Origin of the sequence: Streptomyces calvus, assembly GCF_006782915.1 — a bacterium.
Taxonomy (GTDB): domain Bacteria; phylum Actinomycetota; class Actinomycetes; order Streptomycetales; family Streptomycetaceae; genus Streptomyces; species Streptomyces calvus.
Map to the genome: position 1 here is coordinate 88,788 of NZ_VCNP01000054.1, position 15,315 is coordinate 104,102.

The following is a 15,315-nucleotide window of genomic DNA, read 5'->3' on the forward strand; positions in this document are numbered from 1 at the left end:
CCACTCGGGTGGTCGGCGCCGTTCTTCGCGTGTCGTGGACGCGCCCTTGACTCGATCATGCAGTGTCATGAGCCTGGCATTCGTTCGCTGCTGTGGCGGACCCACACCAGGGGGGTTCATGAGACATACAGCGAGATCCGTCCTCGCCGCCGGCGCGCTCCTGATCGGCGGAGCGAGCATCGCACCCGTCGCCCAGGCACGACCCGCCGGCCCCGCGGCCGCGGAGACCGACGAGGTCAAGGTCTTCCACGCGGAGGTCACCCGGAAGCAGGTGCCCCTGCTGCTGGCGGCGGGGCAGGACGGCCACGAACTCGGCGAGCGCGTGCCCGCCGAGGGAACGGCCACCGTCGAGGTCCACCTCACCGACGGACAGGCCAGGAAGCTGGAGGGCCAGGGCGTCGACCTCACCGAGCACACCGTGCCCGCCCGCGCCCGGGCCCGCGTCGAGGACGCAGCGGACGGCGTCTTCCGCCCGTACAGCAGCAAGGGCGGCCTCAAGGAGGAGATCCTGCGCACCGCGCGGGAACACCCCGGCCTCACCAAGGTCGTCTCCATCGGCAGGACGATCAACGGCCAGGACATCCTCGCCCTGAAACTCACCAAGAAGGCCAGGACCACGAAGGACGGCTCGAAGCCCGCCGTCCTGTACCTGTCCAACCAGCACGCCCGGGAGTGGATCACGCCGGAGATGACGCGGCGGCTGATGCACCACTACCTGGACTCCTACCGCACCGACCGGCGCATCAAGAAGATCGTCGACACCACCGAGCTGTGGTTCGTCCTGTCGGCCAACCCCGACGGCTACGACTACACCTTCGCCGACGACGACAACCGCCTGTGGCGCAAGAACCTGCGCGACGTCAACGGCGACGGCGCCATCGGCACCGGCGACGGCGTCGACCTCAACCGGAACTTCCCCTACAAGTGGGGCTACGACGACGAGGGCTCCTCCCCGCACCCCACCAGCCAGACCTACCGCGGCGCGGGTCCCGGCTCCGAGCCCGAGACCAAGGCGATCGACGCCTTCCAGAAGCGCATCGGCTTCACCTACGGCATCAACTACCACTCCGCCGCCGAACTCCTCCTCTACGGAGTCGGCTGGCAGGTGGCCACGCCCACCCCCGACGACGTCCTCTACCGGGCCCTCGCCGGAACACCCGGCAACTCCGCGATCCCCGGTTACCACCCGCAGCTCTCCTCCGAGCTGTACACCACCAACGGCGAGGCGGACGGCCACGCGGCCAACGTCAACGGCATGGCGATGTTCACCCCCGAGATGTCGACCTGCCAGACCGTCTCCGACCTCGACCCGGACGACGAGTGGAACGCCCGCGACTGCCGGTCGGGCTTCACCTTCCCCGACGACGAGAAGCTGATCCAGCAGGAGTTCGCCAAGAACGTCCTGTTCGCGCTCTCCGTGGCCGAGAGCGCCGCCCATCCCGACCGTCCGTCCTCCGCGGTCGGCCTGGAGGCGGCCAACTTCACCCCGGCGGCCTTCGGCACCTCGTACGCGCGCGGCGGCGACCAGGAGGTCTCCGTCGTCGTGCGCAGGTCGGTGCGCGACAAGGAGCTGAAGTACCGCGTCAACGGCGGCCGCACGCACGAGAGGGACCTCGAACCCTGGCAGGGCGGCGAGCGGTACGGCGGCGACGACAACCTGTACTTCGACGAGTACCGGGCCGAGGTGGAGCACGGCGGGCCCGGCGACACGGTCGAGGTGTGGTTCACCGGCGAGAGCGCGAACGGCCGCGACGTCTCCAGTGAGCACTTCACCTACACCGTCGCCGAACGGCCCCGCGCGGACGTCCTCGTCGTCGCCGAGGAGGGCGCGAAGGCCGCGCACGCCGGGACGTACGTCGACGCGTTGCGGGCGAGCGGCCGGAAGGCGGCCGTCTGGGACGTCGCCGAGCGGGGCGCTCCCGACGCGCTGGGCGTGCTCGGCCACTTCGACACGGTCGTCCACTACACCGGCGCCGGCACGCCCGGCGTCGCCACCCAGCTGCAGCTGCGCGCCTTCCTCAACGAGGGCGGCCGGCTGATCGAGGCGGGCGAGCGGGCCGGCGGCGGCGTCGACCTCGGCGGCGGCGCCGTGTCCGACGACTTCGGCCAGTACTACCTGGGCGCCTACTCGCGCACCTCCGCGCCCGGGGTCACCGCGTTCACCGGCTCCGGCGCGCTGGACGGCTTCACCGGCCCGCTGGGCGACGCGCCCGGCAACCCGCTGGACGAGGCCGGCAGCTACGGCGTCACCTCCGACGAACTGCCCGCCGACACCCACCCGCGGTTCGCGAGCGCCGGCGCCGGCCAGTACCCGGGGACGGCCGGGCCGTACGCCCCCTACGCCGGCTCGTACATGGCCGCCGCCGTCCACACCGACGACGGGTACAAGCGCCTCACCCGCACCGTCGACCTCACCGGAATCGACGCGGCCGACCGGTCCGCCCTGCGCACCCAGCTCCTGTGGGACACCGAGCCCGGCTACGACCACGTCGTCGTGGAGGCGCACACCGTGGGCGCCGAGGACTGGACGACCCTGCCGGAGACGGGCGGCGCGACCCGCACCACCGTGCCGAGCGAATGCGCGGCCGGCTTCTACGTCGGCGGGCACCCCTGGCTGGAGCACTACCTGACCCTGTCCGACGACGGCTGCGCCGCGACCGGCACCAGCGGCTCCTGGAACGCCCTCACCGGCTCCTCCGGCGGCTGGCGGCAGGTCGGGTTCGACCTGAGCGCCTACGCCGGGAAGACGGTCGAGGTCTCGATCGCCTACGTCACCGACCCGGGCAGCGGCGGCCGCGGCGTCCTCGCCGACGAGGCCACCCTGGTCGTCGGCGGCACGGCCACCGGGACCGAGGGCTTCGAGACCTCCCTCGGCGTCTGGCGGACCCCCGGACCGCCCGCCGGCAGCCCGGCCGTCCTGAAGGACTGGACCCGCACCGGGGCGCTGTTCCGGACCCACGGCGCGGTCACCACCGACGACACCGTGCTGCTGGGCTTCGGCCTGGAGCACCTGTCCTCCCCGGCCGACCGCTCCGCCCTGCTGCGCAAGGCCCTGGCGGCCCTCGACGGGTGACACCCGACGTCAACTAGGGCTGACGATCCGTAGCGAAAAGGAGTGACAAGGGCCCGCCGGTCCGGGCGGTCCGCACCCTACCGACGGGTACGGACCGCCGCGCCGGGTACCGGGCATCTCGATGTCACGGCCCGGGCCCCGGAGAGGTAGGGTCGACAGTGGTCGGGGACATCCCAAACACAGCTCGCCGGCACAGAGCCGGCGCACCAACGAGGAGATCGGTTCGTGACGATCCGCGTAGGCATCAACGGGTTTGGCCGCATCGGTCGCAACTACTTCCGCGCACTGCTGGAGCAGGGCGCCGACATCGAGATCGTGGCCGTCAACGACCTGGGTGACACGGCGACCACTGCGCACCTGCTGAAGTACGACACCATCCTGGGCCGCCTCAAGCAGGAGGTCTCCCACACCGCCGACACGATCACCGTCGGCGACAAGACGATCAAGGTGCTCTCCGAGCGCAACCCCGCCGACATCCCGTGGGGCGAGCTGGGCGTCGACATCGTCATCGAGTCGACCGGCATCTTCACGAAGAAGGAAGACGCCGAGAAGCACATCGCCGGCGGCGCCAAGAAGGTCATCATCTCCGCGCCCGCCAAGAACGAGGACATCACCCTCGTCATGGGCGTCAACCACGAGCAGTACGACCCGGCGAACCACCACGTCATCTCCAACGCCTCCTGCACCACCAACTGCGTGGCGCCGATGGCGAAGGTGCTCGACGAGAACTTCGGCATCGTCAAGGGCCTGATGACGACGGTGCACGCGTACACGAACGACCAGCGCATCCTGGACTTCCCGCACAAGGACCTGCGCCGCGCGCGTGCCGCCGCCGAGAACATCATCCCGACCACCACGGGCGCCGCGAAGGCCACCGCCCTGGTGCTGCCGCAGCTCAAGGGCAAGCTGGACGGCATGGCCATGCGCGTCCCGGTCCCGACCGGCTCGGTCACCGACCTGGTCGTGGAGCTCTCCCGCGAGGTCACCAAGGAAGAGGTCAACGCCGCCTTCCAGAAGGCCGCCGAGGGCGAGCTGAAGGGCTACCTCGAGTACACCGAGGACGCGATCGTCTCCTCCGACATCGTCAACGCCCCGGCGTCCTGCACCTTCGACTCCTCCCTGACCATGGTCCAGGAGGGCAAGAACGTGAAGGTCATCGGCTGGTACGACAACGAGTGGGGCTACAGCAACCGCCTCGTCGACCTGACGGTCTTCGTGGGCAACCAGCTCTGATCGCGGAGCAGGCAGCCTGATATGAGTGCAGGGCTCGGCCGGTGCGGCAACGCGCCGGCCGAGCCCTGACGCACGTATCGGAACGGTCGCCCTCTTTCGATCACGAGCGATCACGAGCGAACACGAGCTCAAGCCAGGGAGCCCCTATGAAGACGATCGACGAACTCCTCTCCGAAGGTGTCGCGGGCAAGCGGGTCTTCGTCCGCGCCGACCTCAACGTGCCGCTGGACGGCACCACCATCACCGACGACGGCCGCATCCGCGCCGTGCTGCCCACCGTGAAGGCCCTCGCCGACGCGGGCGCCCGCGTGGTCGTCGCCTCGCACCTGGGCCGCCCCAAGGGCGCCCCGGACCCCGCCTTCTCGCTCGCCCCCGCGGCCGCGCGCCTCGGTGAACTCCTCGGCAGCGACGTGGCCTTCGCGACCGACACGGTCGGCGAGTCCGCCGGCGCCACCGTCGCCGGCCTGGCCGACGGACAGGTCGCGGTCATCGAGAACCTGCGCTTCAACGCCGGCGAGACCAGCAAGGACGACGCCGAGCGCGGCGCGTTCGCCGACCGTCTCGCCGCCCTCGCCGACGTCTACGTGGGCGACGGATTCGGTGCCGTGCACCGCAAGCACGCCTCGGTCTTCGACCTGCCGGCCCGCCTGCCGCACTACGCCGGTCACCTCATCGCCACCGAGGTCGGCGTGCTGCGCAAGCTCACCGACGACGTCAAGCGCCCCTACGTCGTCGCCCTCGGCGGCGCGAAGGTCTCCGACAAGCTCGCCGTGATCGACCAGCTGCTCGGCAAGGCCGACCGGCTCCTCATCGGCGGCGGCATGGCGTACACCTTCCTCAAGGCCAAGGGCTACGAGATCGGCAAGTCCCTGCTGCAGGAGGACCAGATCCCGGCCGTCCAGGAGTACCTGGAGCGCGCCGAGAAGAACGGGGTCGAGCTGGTCCTGCCGGTCGACACGCTGGTCTCCGGGGAGTTCCCCGACCTGAAGGCCAAGGCCGCGACCCACCCCACCACCGTCGCCGCGGACGCCATCCCGGCCGACCAGGAGGGCCTGGACATCGGTCCGGAGACCCGCAAGCTGTACGCCTCGAAGCTCGCCGACGCCGCCACCGTCTTCTGGAACGGCCCGATGGGCGTCTTCGAGCACCCCGACTACGCCGAGGGCACCAAGGCGGTCGCCCAGGCCCTCATCGACTCCCCGGGCTTCACCGTGGTGGGTGGCGGCGACTCCGCCGCCGCGGTCCGTACCCTGGGCTTCGACGAGCAGGCATTCGGCCACATCTCGACCGGCGGCGGCGCCTCCCTCGAATACCTCGAGGGCAAGACGCTCCCCGGCCTCGCCGCACTGGAGGACTGACCCTCAATGACCACCCGTACGCCGCTGATGGCGGGCAACTGGAAGATGAACCTCAACCACCTCGAGGCCATCGCCCACGTCCAGAAGCTCGCCTTCGCCCTGGCCGACAAGGACTACGAGGCCGTCGAGGTCGCCGTCCTGCCGCCCTTCACCGACCTGCGCTCCGTGCAGACCCTGGTCGACGGCGACAAGCTGAGGATCAAGTACGGCGCCCAGGACATCTCGGCGCACGACGGCGGTGCCTTCACCGGCGAGATCTCCGGCCCCATGCTGGCCAAGCTGAAGTGCACCTACGTGGCGATCGGCCACTCCGAGCGCCGCCAGTACCACGCCGAGACCGACGAGATCGTCAACGCGAAGGTGAAGGCCGCCTACAAGCACGGCATCACCCCCATCCTCTGCGTCGGCGAGGAGCTGGAGGTCCGCGAGGCGGGCAACCACGTCGCGCACACCCTCGCCCAGGTCGAGGGCGGTCTGAAGGACCTCCCGGCCGAGCAGGCCGAGACGATCGTCATCGCCTACGAGCCCGTGTGGGCCATCGGCACCGGCAAGGTCTGCGGTGCCGCGGACGCGCAGGAGGTCTGCGCCGCCATCCGCGGCAAGCTCGCCGAGCTGTACTCGCAGGAGCTGGCCGACAAGGTCCGCATCCAGTACGGCGGCTCGGTCAAGTCCGGCAACGTCGCGGAGATCATGGCGCAGGCCGACATCGACGGCGCGCTGGTCGGCGGCGCCTCGCTGGACGCCGACGAGTTCGTCAAGATCGTTCGTTTCCGCGACCAGTGAGTATGCGCTAGCGGCGATCCGTCGTACCCTTGCGGGGTCCAGCAGTGTGCTGGGCCCCGCGTCGTCCATCCGCATCCGAGGAAGTTGGTCCAGCCGTGGTTCTGGGGTTCTCCATCGCCCTGATCGTCTTCAGCCTGCTGCTGATGCTGCTGGTGCTGATGCACAAGGGAAAGGGCGGCGGCCTCTCCGACATGTTCGGTGGTGGCATGCAGTCCTCCGTCGGCGGCTCCTCGGTCGCCGAGCGCAACCTCGACCGGATCACCGTCGTGATCGGTCTGCTGTGGTTCGCGTGCATCGTCGTGCTCGGCATCATGATGAAGATGAACAACTGACCGAGGGCATGATCACCCGCATTCCCACGCATTCCCCACGTAAGGCCCCATGTTCGGTACGCGCAGCTGAGCGCGGCCTATCATGGGGCTTGCGTCTGGCTGCGGGGGAGGTAACTCCCATCACTGGACGCGCGTTGGGCCTTACGTAGACTGAGGCGCTCGCAGCGAAGCGGTACGCCGACTCGCTTCGCTGCACCATCACGCAGGGAGTTACGACCGTGGCAAGTGGCAACGCGATTCGGGGAAGCCGGGTCGGGGCGGGGCCGATGGGCGAGGCCGAGCGCGGCGAGTCCGCGCCGCGGCTGCGCATCTCCTTCTGGTGCTCCAACGGGCACGAGACACAGCCGAGCTTCGCCAGCGACGCGCAGGTGCCCGACACCTGGGACTGCCCCCGCTGCGGCTTTCCGGCCGGACAGGACCCCGACAACCCGCCGGACCCGCCGCGCACCGAGCCGTACAAGACGCACCTCGCCTATGTGCGCGAGCGGCGCAGCGACGCGGACGGCGAGGCGATCCTCGCCGAGGCGCTCGCCAAGCTGCGGGGCGAGATCTAACACCTTCCTGCCCCGGCGGTCTCCTTCTGTCGCCTTCAGTCTTCTTCTCGTTCACCGCTGATCAATTAGGTTGGGAACAGCCGGGACAGCGGGGACACCAAGGAAGAAGGCTGAAGTCCGAGATGAACGCAGACGGCCGTATCAGGCTCAACCAGACGCCCGAGTGGACCGCTCTGGCCAAGCACCGTGAGGAGCTCGGCGAGGTGCGGCTGCGCGAGCTGTTCGCCGCCGACCCCGGCCGCGGCACCGCGTACACCCTCCGCGTCGGTGACCTGTACGTCGACTACTCCAAGCACCTGGTCACCGACGGGACGCTGGCGCTGCTGCGGGAGCTGGCCGCGGCGACCGATGTGTTCGGGCTGCGGGACGCGATGTTCCGCGGGGAGCGGATCAACACCACCGAGGACCGGGCCGTGCTGCACACGGCGCTGCGCGCGCCGCGTGAGGCGGTGGTCGAGGTGGACGGTGAGAACGTGGTGCCGGCCGTGCCCGCGGTGCTGGACCGGATGGCCGCCTTCGCCGAGCGGGTCCGTTCCGGCGAGGGGACCGGCCACACCGGCCGGCGCATCCGCCACGTCGTCAACATCGGCATCGGCGGCCCCGACCTGGGCCCCGCGATGGCGTACGAGGAGCTGCGCCCCTACACCGCGCGCGACCTGACCTTCCGGTTCGTGTCCAACGTGGACGGCGCCGCCCTGCACGAGGCCACCCGTGACCTCGACCCGGCCGAGACGCTGTTCATCGTCGCCTCGAGGACGTTCACCACCATCGAGACGGTCACCAACGCCCCCTCCGCGCGCACGTGGCTGCTGGACGCCCTGGGGGACGAGGCCGCCGTCGCCCGCCACTTCGTCGCCCTGTCGACCAACGCCGGCAAGGTCGCCGACTTCGGCATCGACACGGCCAATATGTTCGAGTTCTGGGACTGGGACGGGGGACGCTACTCCTACGACTCGGCGATCGGCCTGTCCCTGATGATCGCCATCGGCCCGGACCGCTTCCGTGAGATGCTCGACGGCTTCCGCATCGTCGACGAACACTTCCGCCCCGCGCCCGCCGAGGCCAACGTCCCGCTGCTGCTGGGCCTGCTGGGCATCTGGTACAACAACTTCTTCGACGCGCAGTCGCACGCGGTGCTGCCGTACGCGCACTACCTGTCGAAGTTCACCGCCTCCCTCCAGCAGCTCGACATGGAGTCCAACGGCAAGTACGTCGGCCGGGGCGGGCGCGAGGTGGAGTGGCAGACGGGGCCGGGGGTGGGGGGCACGCCGGGCACGCACGGGCAGGACGCCTACTACCAGTTGATCCACCAGGGCACCAAGCTGATCCCCGCCGACTTCATCGGCTTCGCCGAGCCGGTCGCCGAGCTGAGCGACGGACTCAAGGCGCAGCACGACCTGCTGATGGCCAACTTCTTCGCCCAGACGCAGGCGCTGGCCTTCGGCAAGACCCCGGACGAGGTACGCGGCGAAGGCGTGCCGGAGGAACTGGTCCCGCACAAGACGTTCAAGGGCAACCACCCCACCACCACGATCCTGGCGCGGGAGCTGACGCCGTCGGTGCTCGGCCAGCTCGTCGCGCTCTACGAGCACAAGGTGTTCGTGCAGGGCGCGGTCTGGAACATCGACTCCTTCGACCAGTGGGGCGTCGAACTCGGCAAGGTCCTCGCCAAGCGCGTCGAGCCCGCCCTCACCGAAGGCGCCAAGGTGCCCGGCCTGGACGCCTCCACGACGGCGCTGGTCGCCACGTACCGGGAGCTGCGCGGACGGCAGTGAGGCCGCCACGGGAAAGCGGACGGCAGCACGCCGTCCGCTTCCCGTAGAATCCACGGCGTTCATCACAGCGAGCGCTCGGGGGAGCACAAGGTGGCACGTACGCGTGGGAGTTGGACCGGCGGTGGCTTGACCCCCAAGTCCGTTCTGATGCCCCATCACTTCGCGCAGGCGGTGTTCCACCCGGCGTGGATCCCCGATTCGCTCGACCCGAAGATCGAGCGGCTCAAGCGCTTCCGGATCATCGCGGGCGCGGTGGCCTCGCTGGGTGTCTACACCTTCGTCGAGGGCGGATTCGCCGTCACGGAGCTGCTGGAGAACGCGCTGACCGCCTCGGTGGTGCTGCTGTTCCTCACCCCGATGACGGTCGGCGTGATGCTCTTCGTGTGGCGGCGCACCGGCACGGCACGGCAGTTGAGAGTGCCGCTGTTCAACGCCCTGAAACTGCTGCTGCTGTTCGTCGGCTGCGTCGTCGCCCTGGTGTTGCTGGTGCAGACGACGAACTCGGCGGGCGGCAACTTCGCCGTGATCATGGGCGCGGGCCTGACGATGATGTGGATGCTCATCTTCGTGGCCTACGGAGCCGTGCGGGTCTCCGGCAACTTCTTCGGCACGGCCGCCGTGCACCGCTGCCTGCCCGCCCTGCTCGCCACGGTGACCAGCTGGCTGATGGCCATTCCCGACCTCGTCACCGGTGACCTGCACGGACTCAGCCTCACCATGGGCGTCGTCTTCATCCTGGGCGCCCCGGTCACGGTCACCGCGATCGCCCTGGTGGAGATGGGCCGGCTGAAGCGCCGCTACGGCATCCGGCTCGGCGCCCACCCGGCGAGCCTCCCGCCGATCCCGGGCCTCCCGCCGCTCCCCGGTCACCCGCCGATGCCGCCCACGACCGGACTGCCGTACCTCCCGCCGCAGGGCAACCCCTACGGCCAGCCGTACGCGCCCGGCGGCGGCAACCCGTACGCGCCCGGCGCCGGCAACCCGTACGTCGCGCACCCGCAGCCGCCGTACAACCCGCCGCCGCAGCGCCCCTACGGCAGCTGACCGGCCCGGACGGCCGACCGGCCGGGACGGGACTCAGGCCACCGCGCTCAGCGTGTCCGCCAGACGCCGCCGGGCGGCGCGCGCGGCCGGGAGCGCGGCGAGCGCGGCGGCGCCCAGCACGGCGGCCGTGCCGAGCAGCACCAGGATCGCGGGGGAGGGGCCCCGGGCGATGCCGGCGCCGATACCGCTCGACCGGCCCTGGGCGTCGATCAGCCAGTGCGCCAGCGGCAGCCCCAGGGCCATGGCCAGCAGGACGGCCGCGAAGGCCGTGGCGGCGGTGGCCGTGACCGTGACGGCGGTGATCTGCCGCGGGGACAGACCGATGGCCTTGAGCGCCAGCAGGTCCCGCTCGCCCTCGCGGACCGTGCCGCCGATCGCCGTCAGCAGCTCGATCAGCCCGATCAGGGCGAGGATCGCGACCAGCCCGAGCACGACCGCGCGCAGCGGTGACAGCCCGTCGGCCGGATTGGCCACGGTGTGCACGTCCAGGTGGCCGCGGCCCGCCCCGGCCAGCCGCGCGGCGACCGCACCCGGGTCGGCCCCGGGCTCCAGGCGGAGCTGGTAGAGGCTCGGCCGCAACTGCGGATCGTTGGCGCGCAGCGTGTCGAGCGAGGTGGAGATGACCCGGCCGGCGTTCTCCGGCTCGATGCTGCGCCCGACGATGTGCAGGATCTGCGGCTGGTCGCCCACGGTCATCCGCACCCAGTCGCCCACCTCGACGTGCAGCAGGTCCAGCAGCCCCTGCCCGGCCACCGCCTCGTCCGGACCGCGCGCGGCCCGGCCCTCGGCCAGCGTGAACGGATACGGTTCCTGCCGGGTGCCGAGGCCGCGCAGCGCGATGGTGGCGGTCTGGCCGGGCACCAGCGCGGCCACCTCCACACCCGGATGGGCGGCGGCGACCTGCGGATCCCGCTCCAGCAGGGCGCGGGTCTCCCGGTCGCTCAGCGAGGCGTCCGCGCGCACGCTGAGCGCCGTGGGCAGACCCATCCGCTCGGGGTTGCTGTGGAAGCGGTCGATGGTGGTCCACGCGCTGAGCGCCACGACGATCAGCAGCAGCGGCAGCGCCAGCCTGGCCACCGCGCCCAGGGCACGAGGGCGGCGCGTGAACGCCTTGTGCCAGCCCAGGACCAGCGCCGGCGGCACCCGCGCGCCCAGCGCCCGCCGCGCCACACCGGTCAGCCGGCCGGCCGGTGCCGCCGCCGGACGCGGCACCGGCACCGGCGGCACCCGGCCCGCACGCCAGGCGGCCAGTCCCGTGGTCGCACCGATGAACAGCACCGCCGCCACCGGCACCACGAACAGCGCCACCGTGTGCCCGGGCAGCCCCTGCCACACGGCGACCGCGTCGCCGAGCCGCCCCGGCACCCCGCTGCCCAGCGCCTCGGTGAGCACTGCGGCGGCCACAGCGCCGAGCAGCGCGTAGAGCAGGTGCTGGATGAGGAAGACCCGCACGACCTGGCCGGGCGTGAAGCCGATCGCCTTGAGGATGGAGATGTCCCGCAGATGCCCCCGGATCCGGGTGGCGATCGCCCCGTGCACGGCGAACCCGGCGGCGACCAGCGCGCCCAGGCCGAACAGCCCGAGCACCTGGCCGAGCAGCCGGTTGTCGCCCTGTGCCTCGGCGCGGGCCTGCTGCCAGGTGGCGACCTCGCCGATCGCCCCGGCGCCCAGCTCGGTCACCGCCCGCTGCACGGCGTACCCGGTGTCGCCCGGGTCGGTCAGCCGCAGCCCGACCACCTGGCCGTCCGGGGCCGCCACGGCCGACGGCAGGGCCCACACCAGGCCGCTGCGCTCACCCGGCCGGTAGCGCGGCTCGGCACTGTCGGCGACGCCCACGACGGTCAGCCGGCGGGCGGTGCCGGGCACGGTGAGCGTGTCACCGGGCGCCGTCAGCAGCGCGCGGGCGAGCCGGCTCTCCAGGACGACGCCGTCGGGGGTGGCCGGGTCCAGCCAGCGCCCGGAGGCGAGCAGCGGGCGGCCCACCTCGGGCCGGGCGGAGGTGCCGCGCAGTTCGGCGGAGGCCCGGCCGGCCCGCGAGGCGAGGGTGAGCGAGGAGGTCGGGTAGGGGCCGGCGACCGCGTCCACGCCGTCCAGGTCGGCCAGCCTGCCCGCGTCGGCGGAGGCGGTGGTGTGCAGCGTGACGTGCGCGCCGTGCGCCTGGGTGAAGACCCGCTGCCAGGGGTTGGTCGCATAGCCGAACAGGGCCGTGGCCAGCAGCAGCGAGGCGACGATGCCCGCGGTGGCGAGCACCAGGAACAGCGCCTCGCCGCGGTGCGTCCGCAGATCGGAGTGCGCCCAGCGCAGCGTCGCTCGCACCGGCCTCAGCCCTTCCGCGCGGGGCGGTCGTTCACGCGCATGTCAGTCCCTGAGCTCCAGCACACCCGAGGCTCCCCGCCGGCGCGGCGCCGGACCGGCGTCGAGTGCGGCGTCGTCGGCGATCCGGCCGTCGAAGAAGCTGATCACCCGGTCCGCGGCGCTCGCCAGCCGGGCGTCGTGCGTGACCAGCAGGATCGTCTGCCCGCGCTGGTGGAAGCGGGACAGCAGCCGCATCACCTCGCGGGTGCCCTTGCTGTCCAGGCTGCCCGCGGGCTCGTCCGCCAGCAGCAGCGGCGGGTGGTTGACCAGCGCCCGGGCCAGCGCGACCCGCTGCTGCTCACCGCCGGACAGCTCGCCCGGCATGCTCCGCTCCTTGCCCTCCAGCCCCAGCTCGGCCAGGAGTTCCTCGCGTCCGGCGCGGGCCTTCTTCGGCGACACCCCGGCGAGCAGCGCCGGCAGCTCGACGTTGTCGGCGACCGACAGGTCGGAGACGAGGTTGAAGAACTGGAAGACGATCCCGATGCGCTTGCGGCGCTCCACCGCCCAGCGGGCCTCGCTGTAGCCGTCGGTGCGTTCGCCGTCCAGCCAGATGCTGCCCGCGTCGGGCCGCTGGAGCCCGCCGAGCAGGTGCAGCAGGGTCGACTTGCCGGCGCCGGACGGGCCGGTGATCGCCACGAACTCGCCGCGCGCCACCCGCAGGTCGACCCCGCGCACGGCGTGCGCCGGAGCGCCCTCGCCGTGGTGCGTCTTGGCCAGGCCTTCGGCGCGCAGCACGGGAGCGGGACTGTCGCTCACTCCAGCTCCTCCAGCTCCTCCTGGCACCGCTCCAGCCAGTCGAGGTCGGCCTGCAGATGCAGCATCGCGCCCTCGATCAGCAGATGGGAGATGCGGTTCTCCCGGTCCTCGGCGGCGGCCAGTTTCGACAACTGCCGCATGGTGTTCAGGTACTGGCGCCGCTGCTTGTTGATCAGCGCGATCTGGTCGGCGAGTCCGGTCCGCGGGGCCAGGGCCAGTTTCATGAAGAACTCGTCCCGCACCCGGGGTTCGTCCGCCGTCTCCTCGTACCAGGCGCGCAGCGCCTCCCGCCCGGCGTCGGTGAGGTGGTAGACCTTCTTGTTGGGCCGGCCGGCCTGCTCGACGTCCTCGCCCTCGATCAGTCCCGTCTTCTCGAGACGGCCGAGGGTGACGTAGATCTGGCCGACGTTCGGCTGAGGGTACGCGGCGCCCAGCAGTTGCTCAAGGTCCTGCTTGAGCTCGTAGCCGTGGGCCGCGCCGCGGGCGAGCAGAGCCAGGAGGTGCAGCCGCACTCGAGCTCTCCTCCTCGGGGCTTTTGGGTAATGTGCCGCAGGGCCTAGTATCGCCCATACCTAACAGGTATACATGGCAGCTGACCCGGGCAAGGGTGCCCGGGTGCCGGTGTACAGGGAGGAACCTATGCGGTGGGTGCATGCCGCGGGTAGGGTCCTCCTCGTCCTGGTCGTGGTCCTGACCGGCTACGTTGCCTCCGGGGCGCGGGCCGACGAGCGCGGCGGGAGCGGCCGCGGGCCGCTCACCCTGGCCACCGCCGGGGACCTCACCGGGTACCTCGGCTCGGTCCTCGACGGCTGGAACCGCACCCATCCCGGCGAGAAGGTGACCCTCGTCGAGCTGCCCGACTCGGCCGACGAGACCCGCGCGCAGATGATCACCGACCTGCGGGGCGGTGAGCGCGGCCGGTTCGACGTGCTCAACATCGACGTCAGCTGGACCTCGGAGTTCGCCGCCGCCGGCTGGATCCGCCCACTGCCGCGCGACCGCTTCCCGCTCGGCACCTTCCTGCCGCGGGTCGAGGACACGGCCACCTACGACGGCCGCCTCTACGCCGTCCCGTACGTCACCAACGCCGGACTGCTCCTCTACCGCAAGGACGTCCTCGACGCGGAGGGCGTGCCGCCGCCGCGCACCTGGGCCGAGCTGGAACGGGCCGCGAAGACCCTCGCCCCGCGGCACGGACTGCACGGCTACGCGGGCCAGTTCCTGCCCTACGAGGGCCTGACCGTCAACGCGGCCGAGGCCGTCTACTCGGCGGGCGGCACCATCCTCGGCGACGAGGGCGAGCGCGTCACCGTGAACTCGCGGGCGGCCCGGGAGGGCATCGGCTTCCTGGCGCGCGGCGTGCGCGAGGGCTGGATCCCGCGCGAGGCGCTGACGTACAAGGAGGAGGAGTCCAAGCAGGCCTTCCAGGACGGCCGGCTGCTCTTCCTGCGGAACTGGCCCTACGCCTACGTCGCCGCCTCCGCCCCGGGCTCCGCGGTCGCCGGGAAGGTCGGCGCCGTGCCGCTGCCGGGGCCGGACGGCCCCGGTACCAGCGTGCTCGGCGGCTCCAACCTCGCCGTCAGCAGCCACGCCCGGCACCCCGACTCCGCCGCACGCCTGATCGCGTACCTCACCAGTGAGCGGGTCCAGCGCCAGGTCCTCACGCGCGGCGCGCTGCCGCCGGTGCGGGCCGCGCTGTACGAGGACCCCGCGCTGGTCCGGCGCTTTCCCTATCTGCCCACCCTGCGCGAGAGCGTGTTCACCGCCGCTCCGCGCCCCAAGAGCCCGCACTACGACCAGGTGAGCCTGGTGGTGCAGGCGGTGGTGCACGACGCGATGAACGGGCGGCAGACGCCCGAGGCCGCGGTGCGCCGGCTGGCGTCCGAACTCGCCGCCATCTCCTCCCGCTGAATCTCCCTCTAGTTACATGTTAGGTAACGCGGACGTCTCAACTGTGCCCGTTCTGCCCCAGTAATTACCCGTATGCACCGGTCAACTCCGAGCGGAATCGCGTACGTTCATTGACACCCTCTCGGCGCGCCTACCTAACAT

At 71.5% G+C, this 15,315-nt stretch carries 12 protein-coding genes; 9 read left to right on the top strand and 3 right to left on the bottom strand.

From position 1 onward, the window contains the following. The first annotated feature begins 118 nt into the window (after positions 1 to 118). The 8 genes from FGW31_RS26575 to FGW31_RS26610 all read left to right on the top strand — a co-directional run bounded on the left by FGW31_RS26575 (position 119) and on the right by FGW31_RS26610 (position 10,152). Positions 119 to 3,073, top strand: coding sequence for a M14 family metallopeptidase (locus tag FGW31_RS26575; protein WP_142196062.1), 2,955 nt, complete (start codon positions 119 to 121; stop codon positions 3,071 to 3,073). 225 nt (positions 3,074 to 3,298) lie between these two features. Continuing rightward, the gene (gene gap / locus FGW31_RS26580) at positions 3,299 to 4,306 is read left to right on the top strand and encodes a type I glyceraldehyde-3-phosphate dehydrogenase (protein ID WP_142196063.1); all 1,008 of its coding nucleotides are present in this window, start codon (positions 3,299 to 3,301) and stop codon (positions 4,304 to 4,306) included. Positions 4,307 to 4,452: 146 nt separating this feature from the next. Further along, the gene (locus FGW31_RS26585; RefSeq protein WP_142196064.1) at positions 4,453 to 5,664 is read left to right on the top strand and encodes a phosphoglycerate kinase; all 1,212 of its coding nucleotides are present in this window, start codon (positions 4,453 to 4,455) and stop codon (positions 5,662 to 5,664) included. A 6-nt stretch (positions 5,665 to 5,670) separates the two neighbouring features. Further along, the gene (tpiA, locus tag FGW31_RS26590) at positions 5,671 to 6,447 is read left to right on the top strand and encodes a triose-phosphate isomerase (protein WP_142196065.1); all 777 of its coding nucleotides are present in this window, start codon (positions 5,671 to 5,673) and stop codon (positions 6,445 to 6,447) included. Positions 6,448 to 6,548: 101 nt separating this feature from the next. Then, entirely contained in the window at positions 6,549 to 6,779 is a 231-nt protein-coding gene (gene secG / locus FGW31_RS26595) for a preprotein translocase subunit SecG (protein WP_048456966.1), read from the top strand. A 218-nt stretch (positions 6,780 to 6,997) separates the two neighbouring features. Next, the gene (locus FGW31_RS26600) at positions 6,998 to 7,333 is read left to right on the top strand and encodes an RNA polymerase-binding protein RbpA (protein WP_093836171.1); all 336 of its coding nucleotides are present in this window, start codon (positions 6,998 to 7,000) and stop codon (positions 7,331 to 7,333) included. Between the two features lie 122 nt (positions 7,334 to 7,455). Beyond that, positions 7,456 to 9,108, top strand: coding sequence for a glucose-6-phosphate isomerase (gene pgi / locus FGW31_RS26605; protein WP_142196066.1), 1,653 nt, complete (start codon positions 7,456 to 7,458; stop codon positions 9,106 to 9,108). A gap of 90 nt (positions 9,109 to 9,198) precedes the next feature. Beyond that, positions 9,199 to 10,152: a hypothetical protein gene (locus tag FGW31_RS26610; protein WP_142196067.1), complete on the top strand. Its 954-nt coding sequence runs from the start codon at positions 9,199 to 9,201 to the stop codon at positions 10,150 to 10,152. Between the two features lie 33 nt (positions 10,153 to 10,185). On the opposite strand, the gene FGW31_RS26615 is transcribed toward FGW31_RS26610, so the two are convergent. Genes FGW31_RS26615 through FGW31_RS26625 form a run of 3 tightly spaced genes read right to left on the bottom strand, consistent with a single transcriptional unit; the run spans position 10,186 to position 13,775 of the window. Further along, complete coding sequence (locus FGW31_RS26615; protein WP_142196068.1) at positions 10,186 to 12,468, bottom strand: ABC transporter permease; 2,283 nt, start codon at positions 12,466 to 12,468, stop codon at positions 10,186 to 10,188. Between the two features lie 42 nt (positions 12,469 to 12,510). Beyond that, positions 12,511 to 13,263 (bottom strand): ABC transporter ATP-binding protein, encoded by a 753-nt coding sequence (locus tag FGW31_RS26620; protein ID WP_142196069.1) that lies wholly within the window; start codon positions 13,261 to 13,263, stop codon positions 12,511 to 12,513. Then, a complete protein-coding gene (locus tag FGW31_RS26625; protein WP_142196070.1) occupies positions 13,260 to 13,775 on the bottom strand; it encodes a PadR family transcriptional regulator in 516 nt (171 codons plus the stop codon). Before FGW31_RS26625 ends, FGW31_RS26620 begins: the two co-directional genes overlap by 4 nt. Positions 13,776 to 13,902: 127 nt before the next feature. On the opposite strand from FGW31_RS26625, the gene FGW31_RS26630 reads away from it, so the two are divergent. Next, a complete protein-coding gene (locus FGW31_RS26630; protein ID WP_142196071.1) occupies positions 13,903 to 15,174 on the top strand; it encodes an ABC transporter substrate-binding protein in 1,272 nt (423 codons plus the stop codon). The last annotated feature ends 141 nt before the right edge of the window (positions 15,175 to 15,315 follow it).

Excerpts from the sequence above, each read along its gene's own strand:
- FGW31_RS26630 (WP_142196071.1), top strand. The coding sequence starts at position 13,903 with ATGCGGTGGGTGCATGCCGCGGGTAGGGTCCTCCTCGTCCTGGTCGTG.
- FGW31_RS26585 (WP_142196064.1), top strand. The coding sequence starts at position 4,453 with ATGAAGACGATCGACGAACTCCTCTCCGAAGGTGTCGCGGGCAAGCGG.
- pgi (WP_142196066.1), top strand. The coding sequence starts at position 7,456 with ATGAACGCAGACGGCCGTATCAGGCTCAACCAGACGCCCGAGTGGACC.
- FGW31_RS26575 (WP_142196062.1), top strand. The coding sequence starts at position 119 with ATGAGACATACAGCGAGATCCGTCCTCGCCGCCGGCGCGCTCCTGATC.
- tpiA (WP_142196065.1), top strand. The coding sequence starts at position 5,671 with ATGACCACCCGTACGCCGCTGATGGCGGGCAACTGGAAGATGAACCTC.